Here is a 12,835-nt window from a genome sequence, read left to right on the forward strand (position 1 = left end):
CAGCGTTGCTTCTCGATCCTCACACCCCCGCATTGTGGCACGAATTACACCGCTGTACTTTGTGAGCTGTGTTTGCTTCGGCATTTTGCGCGTCCGTTGCAATGCGGCGCAGTGCGTCGCGCAGATGGTCGGCTTCGGGGCTGGAATCCATGAGTAGTTGAGTGTCTAAATCGCGACATACCCAGAGCAAATGCCATGCAAGATCGTCCCAGTCCGGCGCACCGGTGATGAAGCTAGAGCCGTGATCAGTAGCTTCGATCTCTGAGCGGTACGGGGAGGGGATTCGGGCGGCGACTTCTTCCGGTGCCGCTGTGAGTTGGACGCGAGCCGCGCAGCTGAAACGTTGCGCGATATTGGTGCTTAAAGCTGGAGGTGGGGCTGCACGAGGGCTAAACGTCCATGTAGTGACGTGGGGCTCTGCTATCCGGTCGAGTCGGAACGTTCGCCAGTCGTTGCGGCCTCTGTCGAAGGCTTGGAGGTACCAGTACTCTCCTTGGGTTAAGAGCTTGGCTGGCTCAACCTCGCGCTCCGTAGGGGTGGCGGACGGTTTGTGGTACGTAAAGCGCACCAGTACGTGATCTCGGAGAGCGTTGGTGAGCTGCTGGAGCAGCTTTAGATTGCTTTTTTGTTGTTGCTGGGTAGCGGAACCCTCGTGATTGAGTGTGGTCGAGGCGCCTGTGAGCGTATGCGTGATGGCTCGCAGGCGTGGCGGCATGACGTGGTCGAGTTTGGTAAGGGCTCGGAATGCGGCCTCGCCGAATTCGTCGGTGCCGGAAAGGGCGTTCATACGCAGACTGGCCACGAGTGCGATGGCTTCGGAATCGTCGAGCAGGAGTGGCGGTAGATGTCGGCCTGCGCCGAGCTGATAGCCGCCGTCAAGACCGCGGCTCGAATGGACTGGATAACCGAGGTCTCTCAAGCGAGTGATGTCTCTGCGAACCGTGCGTTCCGTGACGCCGAGTTTCGCTGCGAGCTCGTGTGCCTGCCAAGTGGCGCGCGCTTGCAAGAGTCCGAGGAGTTGGAGGACTCGCTGTGTTGTATCCGCCATTGCTCTATTGTGCTTCACACTGCGGACAAGAGCTGTCCGGAAGGCATTTTAGGGTATCGGTGTCATCGTTCGACAGAAAGGAAACCTGATGTACTTCCCACGCAAGGACAATGAGCTGGATACTCTGTGCAACTACCTCGATGCGCAACTCGATGCGGTCCGTGCCAGCGCCTACGGGCTTGATGATGCCGCTGCGCGCCGCACACCACTGCGTAGTGATCTGAGTGTCAGTGGCATTCTCAAGCACGTCACGTTTGTGATGGCACAGTCGCTCTCCCGAGCCGGAAACGAAGGTTACAAGGATGCGGCTGTGGACTTTGCCTCGAGCTTTGTGCCGACCGAGGAAGAAGTGCTGGAGGTTTTGTTGGAGCGCTTCGATGTGGTTCGTGCTGACTTTATGCAGATGAGTCGTGGCGGCGACTTGGAGGCGGAGCTGCCTGTCGGCCCCTTCCCCTGGTATGGCATGGATGAGGCGCGTCCGGCGAAGCTGCGTTACCTCTATGTGCACTATGTGGAAGAGTTCGCGCGGCATGCGGGACATGCGGACATCATGCGCGAGGAACTTGATGGCGCGCAGGCGGCTGAGCTTCTTGCCGCAACCGAGGGGTGGGAGCCTAACGAGTACGTCACCCCCTGGGCGAGGTAGCACGGAGGTTCGAAACCTGTTAGCGTTTCGAACATGCGATTCAATGGAGGCGCGCCACTTTCGTGGTCCAAGCTGGAGCGGATCCTCTCCGGCGCGGAGACGGCTGCACCCGTGCCGGTGCAGCACACCGCGCCTGCTCAGAGCCCGCAGCGCGTGTCGAGCACCTCGCGCGTCCCGTTCGCCGAGCTCCACGCCGTGAGCGCCTACAACTTCCTCTCGGGTGCGAGCGAGCCGGAGGAGATGGTCGCGCGAGCCGCGGCACTGGGCGTCGAGACGCTCGCGCTGCTGGACAGGGACGGTTTTTACGGGGCGGTAAAGTTCGCGGAGGCCGCCGCGGCTGCAGGAGTGGGTACCGTCTTCGGTGCGGAGCTGACCCTGGACGGGCGCGTCCTCCCCGTCATCGCACGCGGGCCCGAGGGTTACAAGCGCCTGTCGCACCTCATGGCGGAGGCGCACATGGCAACGCGCGAGAAGGATAAGGTGGCCTACCCGCCGTTGGAGCTGATCGGCGAGGAACTCGGCGGGACCTGCGTGGTGCTGGCGGGCTGGCAGTGGGCAGAAGAAAAGGGTGCCATCGATCGTCTGGTCGATGCGTTCGGGCCCGGAAACGTCGTGCGCGAGTATGAGGCGTCCATGACCCCGCAAGACGCGGAGCACCACGAGCTTTTGGACCGTCACGACACACTGCCCGCCATTGTTACTGCCGCTCCCGGCGCAGCCACGCGGGAACACGCGCGCCTCGCGCAGGCCAAGCGCGCGCTCGCCAGGCGCGACTCGCTCGCCCAGGCCAACGGCTACCTGCATCCGATGGGCGCGAATTGGCTGCGCTCCGGCGAACAGCTCGCCCGCATGCTCCCGGGCTGCGAGGACGCGCTCGCCTACACAGTGGAGCTGGCGAAGCAGTGCGCGTTTACGCTCAACCTGGTCGCCCCGGAACTGCCGCGCTTTGATACCCCGGACGGGCGCAGCGAGATGGAGCACCTGCGCGCGCTCACCCTCGCCAGCGCGAAGCTGCGCTACGCCTCCTGGTCGGAGGAGGTCCGCGCGAGGGCGATGGCGCAGATCGGCTACGAGCTGGATGTGATTCAGGAGCTGAACTTCCCCGGCTACTTCCTCATCGTCCACGATTTCGTGGAGTTCTGCCGCCGCGAGAACATCCTTTGCCAGGGCAGAGGCTCGGCGGCCAACTCGGCGGTGTGCTTCGCGCTTGGCATCACGAACGCAGAGCCGATCTCGGCGGGGCTGCTTTTCGAGCGCTTCCTGTCGCCGGACCGGGAGGGCCCGCCCGATATTGACATCGACATCGAGTCCGGCCGCCGCGAGGAGGTCATCCAGTACGTTTATGCCAAGTACGGGCGCGACAACGCCGCGCAGGTGGCCAATGTGATTACGTACCGCCGCAAGGGCGCGGTGCGGGACGCGGCTCGCGCGCTGGGGTACGCGCAGGGGGCCGCGGATGGGTGGGCCAAGGGCGTTGAGGAGGTGCCTGGTAGCGTCGATAAGCTTGCTACACAGTTTGAAGGGCAACCCCGCCACCTGGGCATTCACTCGGGCGGCATGGTGATCTGTGACCGCCCGATCGCCGATGTGGTGCCCGTGGAGTGGGCGCGTATGGAGGGGCGCTCGGTGGTGCAGTGGGACAAGGACGACTGCGCGTCGGCAGGCTTGGTCAAGTTCGACATGCTGGGCCTGGGCATGCTCGAGGCGCTGCACCACATGATTGACGCCGTGCGCGACACCACCGGCCGCGAGGTGCACCTGTGGGAGCTTTCGCTTGACGACGCCCACGTCTACGACATGCTCTGCCGCGCCGATGCCGTCGGCGTGTTCCAGGTGGAGTCGCGCGCGCAGCTGGGCACCCTGCCCAGGCTCAAACCGCGCGTGTTCTTCGACCTGGTCGTGGAGGTCGCGCTCATCCGCCCCGGGCCGATCCAAGGCGGGTCCGTCCACCCCTACCTGCGCAGGCGCGATGGCCTCGAGCCGGTGGTGTACGACCACCCCGTGCTGGAGAAGTCGCTGGGCAAGACGCTCGGCATCCCGCTGTTCCAGGAGCAGCTCATGCAGATCGCCGTCGACGCCGCGGGCTTTTCCGGCCGCGAGGCGGACGCGTTGCGGCGCGCCATGGGCTCGAAGCGCTCACCAGCGAAGATGGCGGCGCTGAAGGCGCGCTTCTACCGCGGCTGCTGGGAGACCAACCAGATCGGGGAGGAAGTGGCGGAGAAGCTGTGGACCAAGATCGTCGCCTTTGCCGCCTACGGGTTCCCGGAGTCGCACTCGCAGTCGTTCGCCTCCCTGGTGTACTTCTCCGCCTGGTTCAAGTGCTACTACCCGGCGCAGTTCTGCGTGGGCCTGCTGCGCGCGCAGCCGATGGGGTTCTACTCGCCGCAGTCGCTCATCCAGGACGCGCGGCGCCACGGCGTGACCGTGCTGCCGGTGAGCGTGAACGAGTCGGGCCGCGAGGCGCGCTGCCTGGACAACGAGACGATCCGGGTGGGGCTGAACCTGGTGCGCGGGCTTGGCGACGCGGCCGCCGACCGCGTCGAGGCCGCCCAGCCGTTTAGCGGGATCCCGGACCTGTCGCGCCGGGCGGAACTGAAGGTGGAGCAGGTCGAGGCGCTCGCGCGGGCAGGCGCACTGGACTGCTTTGACGTGGACCGCAGGCAGGCGCTGTGGCAGGCGGGCGTGGCCGCCACCGAGCGCGACGGGATGCTCCCCGGCCTGTCCGCGATTAGCGCGCCCGCGCTGCCGGGCATGAACGCGTTCGAGCTGCTCGCCGCCGACGTCGCCGCCACCGGGGTGACCCCGGGAATGCAGCCGATGGAGGCGCTGCGCGAACAGCTCCACGCCGCGGGGATCCTGCGCGCGACGGACCTGAAGCGCGTGGAGGACGGCACGCGCGTGCGCATCGCCGGGGTGGTGACGCACCGGCAGCGCCCGCACACCGCCCAGGGCCTGACCTTCCTGGGCATGGAGGACGAGACGGGCTTGCTCAACGTGATGGTCTCGCCCGGCCTGTGGGGCAGGCAGCGTGTGCTCGCGCGCACGTCGCGGGCGCTGATCGTGCGCGGCATCGTGCAAAACGCCACCGGCGCGGTCAGCGTGGTGGCGGACAAGTTCGAGCCGCTCGAGTTAGGGGAGTGGCTCTCGCGTGGCTCCCGTGACTTCCGGTAGGTGGATGTTTTTCCGGCCCGAGGCGCCGGAGAAAAGTAGTGGTCCTGTTCTGAGCTCTTGCAAGACTGTAAACTTTCACGCATGAACGGGTCAGTAATTCGATTGCGTGTGGACGCGGAACAGAAGCGGCGACTGGATGAGCTAGCTGCGAAAACGGGGCGGCCTGGTTCCTACTATGTTCGACAGGCGCTTGAGGCTCACCTCGATGAGCTGGAATACGTACAAACGCTTGAAGCAGAAGCTGGGGCCGTACGTCGAGGTGAAGTGAAAACCCTTTCACTCGATGAGCTTGAGGCTGAGTGTGGCTTAGGAAATTAACTTCACTCCACGAGCGGCGAAAGCATTTCGAAAACTCGATAAAGCAGCGCAGCGCCGAATTTCTTCAACGTTGCGTGAAATAGCAGAGCTGGAAGACCCACGTTCGCGAGGAAAGCCACTTGTAGCGAACAAAGTAGGGTTATGGCGATGGCGAGTGGGGAATTTTCGGGTCATCGCAGGATATTCACGATCAGCAGGTGATTATTGTTGTCATTGACGTAGGACACCGCAGCAGCATCTACGGCTGAAATTATGACCGCACTCGTCACGCGGACCCGCGCCGCTTCACCGGTAGGGGGCTTTTGGTAGGTTGACCACCATGTCAACCACCCCGTCTCCGCTTGAACCCGCAGTTCCGCAGCTGCCGACATCCGTGGAACAGATGCACCGCGTTTCGCCAAAGCTGATGGTGCCCAAGCTGGTATCCAACACCATTTGGGCCCTGATCGTCCTGGGGTTTCTGGGGTTCGCGTGGTGGAAGTGGGGCTGGGGCTGGGCCATCCCGCTCGGGGTGTGCGCGGTCTATTTTGTCTGGCAGTACTTTCTGATTCCGTTCCAGGTGCGCAACATGGGGTGGTTGGAAACCGATGATGACCTGGTGCTGAGCAAAGGCAAGATGTGGCACACCATGACGGTTGTGCCTTACGGGCGTGTGCAGTTTGTCGACGTCACCTCCGGGCCGGTCTCGCGCGCCCTGGGGCTGAAAAAGCTGGAAGTCAACACGGCGTCGACTACCTCGGATGCGAGTCTGCCTGGACTTCCCGCAGCGGATGCGGACGCGCTGCGCGACCGGCTGGCCGTCAAGGCGCGCGAACGGATGAGTGGCCTGTGACTCAGTCTGCGCAAGACCAGAAACAGCACCAGCCCGAGTACCGCCGCGTCCACCGCCTGACCCCGCTGTTGCGCGTGTGGACGACGCTGCTGGCCCTCCTGGCGATCGCGGTGTTCAACTTCACCATGCCCATCTACAACTGGCTGGATGAAGAAGACGTTGGGCTCACCGAGGCGGGCTGGGCGCTCGGCGCCGTCGTGCTCGCCCTACTCGTCATCTTCGGGGTATCGCAACTGTGGTGGGCGCGCACGGGATTCCGCGTCGACGACGAGGAGATCGAGATGCGCCGCGGCGTGCTCACTACGCAGATCCGCACGGCGCGCTACGACCGAGTCCAAGCCGTCGACATTGTCGAGCCGTTCGCCCCGCGTCTGTTCGGCCTGGCCGGCGTGCGTATCGAGGCCGCCGGTGGTGCGCAGGCCAACATCGAAGTCGCCTTCCTCCCGCGTGGCGAGGCCGAGTCGCTGCGCAAGGAAATCCTTGCGCGTATGCAGGGCCACGCCCCGCTTGGCGACGCAGCATTTTCCGCCCCTGTCACACCCCCAGATCTCGTCGCGCCGATCCCCATCAAGCGCTCGCTCGCCGCGGCGGCGTTGCAGTTTTCCACCCTGTTTACCGTTGCGTGGGCGATGATCCCCGTCTTCTCCGGGCTGACAATTGCCGCGGTGCTGCCAGTGCTGGTGAGTTTTATGCCACAGATCTGGCGCACGATCGACCAGTCGTGGCGCTTTAACTCCTCACTCGACGGCGACGTGATCAACCTGACCTACGGGCTGGCCAACCGTCGCCGCCAAGCCGTCCCCGTGGACCGGATCCACGCGGTGCAGCTTAAGCGCCCGATGCTGTGGCGCCTGTTCGGCTGGTGGCAGGTCTCTGTGACGGTTGCGGGGTACGGCTCGGAGATGAACAAGGCCACTGGCACCTCGAAGCTCCTGCCTGTGGGCACCTACGAGCAGGCCGCCCGCGTGATCGACGCGATCGGCCCACTTACCGCTGCCGAACTCACCGCACCTCGAATTTCCACCGCGACCGTCTCAGCGCGCAGCCCGCGCCAGGCACGCTGGGTCTCCCCGGTGGACTGGCGGCAGCAGAGCGTCGCAGTAGATAGCGGCCGAGGCGTTGCGCGTGTGACCTTCGGGCGGCTGACCCGCCGCTTCCAGGCAGTCAAGATCCCGCACATCCAGGAGCTTACCTACAGGCAGGGCCCGTGGCAGCGCCGGCTCGGCCTGGCGCACGTGCGCTTCGACCTCGTCCCAGGCGCGGTGAAGGTCACCGCCCGCGACCTAGACGACGCGCAGGCGCGCACGCTTGTCGACGCCTTCCGCGCCCGCACCCTGCCCGCCCTGGAGCCCACGGACGTGATGGGTGAGGATGCGGTTGATGGGGTGGCAGAGGGGCGTCGATAAGCGGTGAGCTAGGTGTGGAGGGTGAGGCCCCAGTGCTCGAGGGCGCCGGCGATCTCCATCCCACCCAGCATGGTCTTGTTGGTGTCCGAGCCGTTGGAGGTCACGCCGAGCGCCCACGCGCCCTGGTTGTTGACAGCGAAGATCGCGCCGCCCGAATCGCCGCGGTCCGAGATGTTGCGGAAGTAGAACTGCCCGTCGTGGCCGATCTCGGTGAACTCGCCGCAGGAGTAGCCGGTGGTCGCGCCGAGGCGGCAAATCGCCATGCCCTGGCGCTGCGCCTCCTGCGGGGTGATCCAGCCTTGCAGCGGGCGGTCCAAGGGCAGCGAGGACGAGTACTGGGATTCGCCAGAAAGCTCGATGAGCCCGATGTCCGTGCCGAATTCGGTGGTCCGCTGGTCCTGCTGCCACAGCGACTCCACCATCGTGCCCGCGCGCGTCCAATTGCCGTTGGAATCCTTGACGTAGAAGTCGTCGCCAACCAGGCCACAGTGGCCCGCGGTGATGATAAAGAGACGGTCGCCCTTGGATGCGAGAAAGCCCGTTGAGCACTCAGTGTCCGTCGTGGCGTTGTGGATCATGCCGCCTGGAACGACCCCGCCCGGCGCCTGGAGCCATTTCCAGTCCGTGGAGTTGTGGTAGTAAATGCCCAGGTTATCGTCGCGTCCGCGCTGGCCGGACGCGTCGTTTTCCGGGTCGATCGCGCGCCGATCGATGGGTGGCTCGGCCGAGCGCTGCGCGGAGGACGTGGTCGATCTGGACGTGGTCGGCTTGGATGAGGTCGAGGTATCCGCCTCGACGGGCGCATTGAGCATCTCCGAGATCTCGGCGGCGGCGGAATTCTGGGAGGAGGTCGTGGGCTCTGAATCGCCCGGGTCGCCCGAGTCGCCGCAGCCGGCCAACAGCGCCGCGGTGCTGAGCGCGGCCGCGACTGCGGCGAGGCTGCGACGACGCTGTGCCGTCAGAGTGGGAAACATGTGCGCCTCTTTTCAAAGCGTTGTGTGTAAACGGGGGAACAGGGGCAAATCCTAACAGTCGGGGTGTACGCTACATCACTATGAGCGGATCTGAGTCGCACGAACGTGCGACAGTGCTGAGTGCAAACGTCGCCCGCCCGCAGCGCGACCCGGGCGGGGCGGCGCGGCAGAGTGGCATTCATAAGCAGCCTGCCGAGCGGCTCGACGTGATCATTCCGGGGCCGCACTACGGCGACGGCAGCGGCGTGGTCGGCGACACGGTGGGGGACACCGCTCACCACGGCGGGCTGCAGAAGGCGGTCTACGTGTTTAGCCGCGAGCGCCTCGACTGGTGGGGCAACCAGCTGGGGTACCCACTGGACAACGGCATGTTTGGTGAGAACCTTACGACCCTGGGCATCGACTGGACCGCAGTGCTGATCAACCAGCGCTTCCGCATCGGCGAGGTGGAGCTGGAGGTGAGCGTGCCGCGCTCGCCGTGCCGCACGTTCGCGGCGTGGATGGGGGAGCCGCAGTGGGTGAAGGCGTTTACCTTAAGCGGGGACTGTGGCTGCTACTTTCGCGTGAACAAGGAGGGCGCGATCACGCCGGGCGATGCCATCGAGGTGCTGGACGAGCCTTCGCACGGGTTCACCATGGGCGAGGCGTTCCGTGCGAAGATGGGCGACGCGGAGTTGTCGCGGCGCTTGTGGGAGCTACGCATCATGCCACCGATGTATCAGCAGCGGTTGGACGCCCGGTTCGGGTGAGGCTTGGCCTAGACAGGCCTACACCCCACCGGGGAACCCCAGCTGCCGCCACGCCTCAAATACTGCGACGGCCGCCGAATTAGACAGGTTCATTGACCGCCGGCTGGGCAGCATGGGAATCCGCACCTGGTCAGTGACCTTTGGGTGGTGGCTGTGTGCCTCGGACAGCCCGGTGGGTTCGGTGCCAAACAGGAGCGCGTCGCCGTCCCGGTAGGCAACGTCGTGGTAGTACGTGGTGGCCTTGGTGGTGAACGCGAAGATGCGCGCTCCGTCCAGCGCGGCAAAGCAGGCCTCTATATCTGGGTGGATCTGCACGTCCGCGAGGTCGTGGTAGTCCAGGCCCGCGCGCTTGAGGTGCTTGTCGTCGAAGTTGAAGCCGAGGGGCTCGACCAAGTGCAGGACGGCACCAGTATTGGCGCACAGTCGGATCGCGTTGCCGGTGTTGCCGGGGATGACTGGGTTATCAAAGATGACGTGAAGTGCGCACACACCGACAGTCTAGGATGGGGTGCGTGACTGCGATCAAATTGGACGGAAAACTCTACCGCGAGGAGATTTTCGCGGACCTTGAGGCTCGCGTTGCTCGTCTCAAGGAGGAACACGGCGTGACCCCGGGCCTGGCCACCGTGCTGGTGGGGGAGGACCCGGCGAGCCAGAACTACGTGCGTATGAAGCACCGCGACTGCGAGGAACTCGGCATCGCCTCCATTATGAAGGAGCTGCCAGGCGACACTACGCAGGAGCAGCTCGAGCAGGTGATCACGGAGCTGAACGAGGACGATGCCGTCACCGGCTACATCGTCCAGCTCCCGCTGCCCAAGCACCTGGACGAGAATCGCATCCTCGGGCTCATTGATCCGGCCAAGGACGCCGACGGCCTGCACCCGGTGAACCTGGGCAAGCTCGTCCTCAACGAGCCCGCCCCGCTGCCGTGTACCCCGAACGGCTCGATCAAGCTGCTCGAGCGCTTCGGCGTCGACCTGGACGGCGCGATCGTCTGCGTCATCGGGCGCGGGGTGACCGTCGGCCGGCCGATCTCGCTGATGCTCACCTCCCGCGACGTCAACGCCACCGCCGTCCTGTGCCACACCGGCACGAAGGACCTCGCCGCAGAAACGCGCCGCGCCGACGTTATCATCGCCGCCGCAGGCAAGCCGCACATGATTACGGCCGACATGATTAAGGAGGGGGCAGCGCTTCTCGACGTCGGCGTGTCCCGCGTCGACGGCAAGACCGTCGGCGACCTGCACCCGGATGTGTGGGACAAGGCCGGCTGGGTCTCCCCGAACCCGGGCGGCGTCGGCCCGATGACGCGCACCTTCCTGGTGCGCAACATCGTGGAAAGCGCTGAGCGCGCCGCCGGCATCGCGTCCGACGCGTAAAGGTTGGGGCATTCGTGCTCTCACTCGATAACCCCCACGACATCGGCAACCCTCCCTCGCGCCTCCCCGATTGGGCACAGTGGGCGATGGTTGCCCTCTTTGTCGTGGGGTTTGTCGCCTCCGCACTGTTCGCGGCCACGGAGCACTGGCGCCGCGCGACGTTTGTGCTGGGGGCGTCGATGATGTGGCTCGCGGTGATGCGCTACGCCTGCGACTCGCGCATCGTCGGCTTGCTCGCCGTGCGCTCGCGCCGGGCGGACGCCGTCTTCTGTGTGTGCTGCGGGCTGGCCATGGTGCTACTCGCGGGTACCGTCGACTCGCTGGGGTCATGATTTGTGGCGGCCACCGGCGGACCGTGTTCACACAAACTTCATACGGGATTTTCCCGGAAGTAACATTGAATGCCTACCGTCTACCGGGTGTTTGTAAAGAAACGGTCACTTCCCGCGCTTGCGCTTTGCGTTGCCGCAGCGCTCGCGCCCTTTCCGCACGCGGGTGCCGCGGCGGTTGCGGCCCCCGACTACCAGGTAAAACTCCGCCTGAGTGATACCGCCGTCGGCGCGGACGGCGCACCGTCCGCGCAATTCCGCTCCTTCTTCGACGTCCGTGAATCCTCTGGGGCGGAGCAGTCAGTGTACTTCGACACCGCCGACGGACTCCTGGCCAACCACGGGTGGACGGCGCGCCTGCGATACAAGGACGGCGCGCAGGGATACGACGTGACGTATAAATATCGCCTGCCACTCGAGGGCAATTCGGTGTCCTCCGAAAGCGTCGGTGCCGGGCTGGAGGAGGCCCGCAAGCAGAACTTTGACGCGTCGGACACCAACTACGCGGCGCAAGTGAACGCGAGCTACGCGACGTCGACGCTGGACTTCAGCACCAAGAAGAGCGCGGCGTGCGTGACTGCGCAGTGCGAGATTCCGTCTGCCGATAAGGCCGTGGCAATTGTGAAGGACCTGGAACCCGGGAAGTTTGCAAAGGCGACCGGCACTACGCTGGCGGCGTCGGACCTCAAGATGACGCAGACCGTCGAGCAGCGTACGTGGCGCGTCGAGATCGGCGGCGTGAAGACGGATCTGGAGATCGCCACATTCGGCGGCCAGGTGTGGGCCGAGATCTCCGAGGAGGAGACCTCCCGCAAGGACGCGGTGCGCAAACGCGACACACTAGTTGCGGAGCTGGACCGGGCAGGCCTGCTCGTGCACGAGGACGCATTTAAGACCGGCAACGTGATTGAAAGCGGGTGGCAGCAGTGACGACGGCGCAGGTCGAATTGGACAGCGTGCGGCGGGAGTTTCCTGACGGGACGGGGTTGCACGCGACGTCGATAAGCATTGCGAAGGGCGAGTTCGTCTCCATCCTCGGGCCCTCTGGCTGCGGCAAGTCCACGATGCTGCGCTGCATCGCGGGGCTGGAGACGCCGGATGCCGGCACGATCACGTTTGCCGGGCGCGAGGTGTTCGGGCCGAAGACGAACACCCCGGTGAACAAGCGCAACCTGTCGATGGTGTTCCAGGACCTGGCGCTGTGGCCGCACATGACCGTGGCGAAGAACGTGGAGTTCCCGCTGACCACGGGGGCCGCGAAGGTGGACGCGAAGGAGCGCGAGCGCCGCGTGGCGGAGGCCATGGAGATGGTCAATATTGCCTCGAAGGCGGACCAGCGGCCGAACGAGCTGTCCGGCGGGCAGCAGCAGCGCGTGGCGATCGCGCGTGCGCTGGTGTCGCAGCCCGACCTGCTGCTCATGGACGAGCCGCTGTCCGCGCTGGACGCGGCGCTGCGCACCCAGATCCGCAGCGAACTCACCCGGCTGGCGTACGACCTGGACCTCACCGTCATTTACGTCACGCACGACCAGGCCGAGGCGCTGGCCATGTCGGACCGCGTCGCCGTGATGAACGAGGGCGAGGTCCGTCAGTTCGCCGCGCCGGTGGAACTCTACGACCACCCGGCGGACTCGTTCGTCGCCGGGTTCGTCGGCGTGACCAACACGCACGACACGCTACCGGACAACCGACCCGAAAACGTGCAGGTCACGGTGCTGGATGATGGAAAGCGCCCGGAATCGCTTCCGGAGAACTCCGTCATTGGCGAGGTCGTCGAGCGGCAGTACACCGGCGGGCGGTACGAGATCCGCTGCCTGGTGGACGGCGCCCCCGAGCCGTGGCTCGCCTACACCCGCGCGCCGATCGGGCGCGGGGATACCGTCCTGCTGACGGTGACCACACCGTAACCACCCGTCATCACGTCCTCCTCCTGGGCCGACCGGCCTGCGAGCACTGAACAAGAACTTTTAGGAGACAACA

General features: G+C 65.2%; 14 protein-coding genes. 11 read left to right on the forward strand and 3 right to left on the reverse strand.

What is annotated here, in order from left to right:
• Positions 1 to 19: 19 nt before the first annotated feature.
• Complete coding sequence (locus FPH17_RS07895; protein WP_154879659.1) at positions 20 to 1,048, reverse strand: helix-turn-helix transcriptional regulator; 1,029 nt, start codon at positions 1,046 to 1,048, stop codon at positions 20 to 22.
• 88 nt (positions 1,049 to 1,136) lie between these two features.
• Here FPH17_RS07895 and FPH17_RS07900 point away from each other — a divergent pair, with 88 nt between their 5' ends.
• The 6 genes from FPH17_RS07900 (at position 1,137) to FPH17_RS07925 (ending at position 7,421) form a co-directional block, all read left to right on the forward strand.
• Positions 1,137 to 1,694 (forward strand): mycothiol transferase, encoded by a 558-nt coding sequence (locus FPH17_RS07900; RefSeq protein WP_095277736.1) that lies wholly within the window; start codon positions 1,137 to 1,139, stop codon positions 1,692 to 1,694.
• Between the two features lie 33 nt (positions 1,695 to 1,727).
• Complete coding sequence (locus FPH17_RS07905) at positions 1,728 to 4,865, forward strand: error-prone DNA polymerase (RefSeq protein ID WP_154879661.1); 3,138 nt, start codon at positions 1,728 to 1,730, stop codon at positions 4,863 to 4,865.
• Between the two features lie 81 nt (positions 4,866 to 4,946).
• A complete protein-coding gene (gene relB, locus FPH17_RS07910; RefSeq protein ID WP_154879662.1) occupies positions 4,947 to 5,183 on the forward strand; it encodes a type II toxin-antitoxin system RelB family antitoxin in 237 nt (78 codons plus the stop codon).
• A complete protein-coding gene (locus FPH17_RS07915; protein WP_244288093.1) occupies positions 5,179 to 5,400 on the forward strand; it encodes a type II toxin-antitoxin system RelE family toxin in 222 nt (73 codons plus the stop codon). Before relB ends, FPH17_RS07915 begins: the two co-directional genes overlap by 5 nt.
• A gap of 102 nt (positions 5,401 to 5,502) precedes the next feature.
• On the forward strand, positions 5,503 to 6,015 hold the full coding sequence (locus tag FPH17_RS07920; protein ID WP_238397052.1) for a PH domain-containing protein: 513 nt from the start codon (positions 5,503 to 5,505) through the stop codon (positions 6,013 to 6,015).
• Positions 6,012 to 7,421, forward strand: a complete 1,410-nt coding sequence (locus FPH17_RS07925) for a PH domain-containing protein (RefSeq protein ID WP_244288083.1) — start codon at positions 6,012 to 6,014, stop codon at positions 7,419 to 7,421. Before FPH17_RS07920 ends, FPH17_RS07925 begins: the two co-directional genes overlap by 4 nt.
• Positions 7,422 to 7,429: 8 nt before the next feature.
• Here FPH17_RS07925 and FPH17_RS07930 read toward each other — a convergent pair whose 3' ends face one another.
• Entirely contained in the window at positions 7,430 to 8,395 is a 966-nt protein-coding gene (locus FPH17_RS07930) for a chymotrypsin family serine protease (RefSeq protein ID WP_154879664.1), read from the reverse strand.
• An 80-nt stretch (positions 8,396 to 8,475) separates the two neighbouring features.
• Here FPH17_RS07930 and FPH17_RS07935 point away from each other — a divergent pair, with 80 nt between their 5' ends.
• Positions 8,476 to 9,144: an MOSC domain-containing protein gene (locus FPH17_RS07935; protein WP_095277725.1), complete on the forward strand. Its 669-nt coding sequence runs from the start codon at positions 8,476 to 8,478 to the stop codon at positions 9,142 to 9,144.
• A gap of 18 nt (positions 9,145 to 9,162) precedes the next feature.
• Here the strand turns inward: FPH17_RS07935 and FPH17_RS07940 are convergent, their stop codons facing one another.
• Positions 9,163 to 9,633 (reverse strand): tRNA (cytidine(34)-2'-O)-methyltransferase, encoded by a 471-nt coding sequence (locus FPH17_RS07940; protein ID WP_095277722.1) that lies wholly within the window; start codon positions 9,631 to 9,633, stop codon positions 9,163 to 9,165.
• 23 nt (positions 9,634 to 9,656) lie between these two features.
• Here FPH17_RS07940 and FPH17_RS07945 point away from each other — a divergent pair, with 23 nt between their 5' ends.
• The 4 genes from FPH17_RS07945 (at position 9,657) to FPH17_RS07960 (ending at position 12,762) form a co-directional block, all read left to right on the forward strand.
• The gene (locus FPH17_RS07945; protein WP_186439346.1) at positions 9,657 to 10,526 is read left to right on the forward strand and encodes a bifunctional methylenetetrahydrofolate dehydrogenase/methenyltetrahydrofolate cyclohydrolase; all 870 of its coding nucleotides are present in this window, start codon (positions 9,657 to 9,659) and stop codon (positions 10,524 to 10,526) included.
• 14 nt (positions 10,527 to 10,540) lie between these two features.
• Positions 10,541 to 10,858 carry a DUF3017 domain-containing protein gene (locus FPH17_RS07950; protein WP_095277717.1) on the forward strand — a complete coding sequence of 106 codons (318 nt, stop codon included), beginning with the start codon at positions 10,541 to 10,543 and terminating at the stop codon, positions 10,856 to 10,858.
• Positions 10,859 to 10,927: 69 nt separating this feature from the next.
• The gene (locus tag FPH17_RS07955) at positions 10,928 to 11,785 is read left to right on the forward strand and encodes a hypothetical protein (RefSeq protein ID WP_133064808.1); all 858 of its coding nucleotides are present in this window, start codon (positions 10,928 to 10,930) and stop codon (positions 11,783 to 11,785) included.
• Entirely contained in the window at positions 11,773 to 12,762 is a 990-nt protein-coding gene (locus FPH17_RS07960; protein ID WP_233125501.1) for an ABC transporter ATP-binding protein, read from the forward strand. Before FPH17_RS07955 ends, FPH17_RS07960 begins: the two co-directional genes overlap by 13 nt.
• The last annotated feature ends 73 nt before the right edge of the window (positions 12,763 to 12,835 follow it).

Source organism: Corynebacterium gottingense (assembly GCF_007559235.1).
Classification (GTDB): Bacteria; Actinomycetota; Actinomycetes; order Mycobacteriales; family Mycobacteriaceae; genus Corynebacterium; species Corynebacterium gottingense.

Bases quoted from the DNA above. Each gene is read 5' to 3' on its own strand.
- FPH17_RS07895 (WP_154879659.1), bottom strand. From the start codon at position 1,048: ATGGCGGATACAACACAGCGAGTCCTCCAACTCCTCGGACTCTTGCAA.
- FPH17_RS07955 (WP_133064808.1), top strand. From the start codon at position 10,928: ATGCCTACCGTCTACCGGGTGTTTGTAAAGAAACGGTCACTTCCCGCG.
- relB (WP_154879662.1), top strand. From the start codon at position 4,947: ATGAACGGGTCAGTAATTCGATTGCGTGTGGACGCGGAACAGAAGCGG.
- FPH17_RS07905 (WP_154879661.1), top strand. From the start codon at position 1,728: ATGCGATTCAATGGAGGCGCGCCACTTTCGTGGTCCAAGCTGGAGCGG.
- FPH17_RS07900 (WP_095277736.1), top strand. From the start codon at position 1,137: ATGTACTTCCCACGCAAGGACAATGAGCTGGATACTCTGTGCAACTAC.
- FPH17_RS07930 (WP_154879664.1), bottom strand. From the start codon at position 8,395: ATGTTTCCCACTCTGACGGCACAGCGTCGTCGCAGCCTCGCCGCAGTC.
- FPH17_RS07920 (WP_238397052.1), top strand. From the start codon at position 5,503: ATGTCAACCACCCCGTCTCCGCTTGAACCCGCAGTTCCGCAGCTGCCG.
- FPH17_RS07935 (WP_095277725.1), top strand. From the start codon at position 8,476: ATGAGCGGATCTGAGTCGCACGAACGTGCGACAGTGCTGAGTGCAAAC.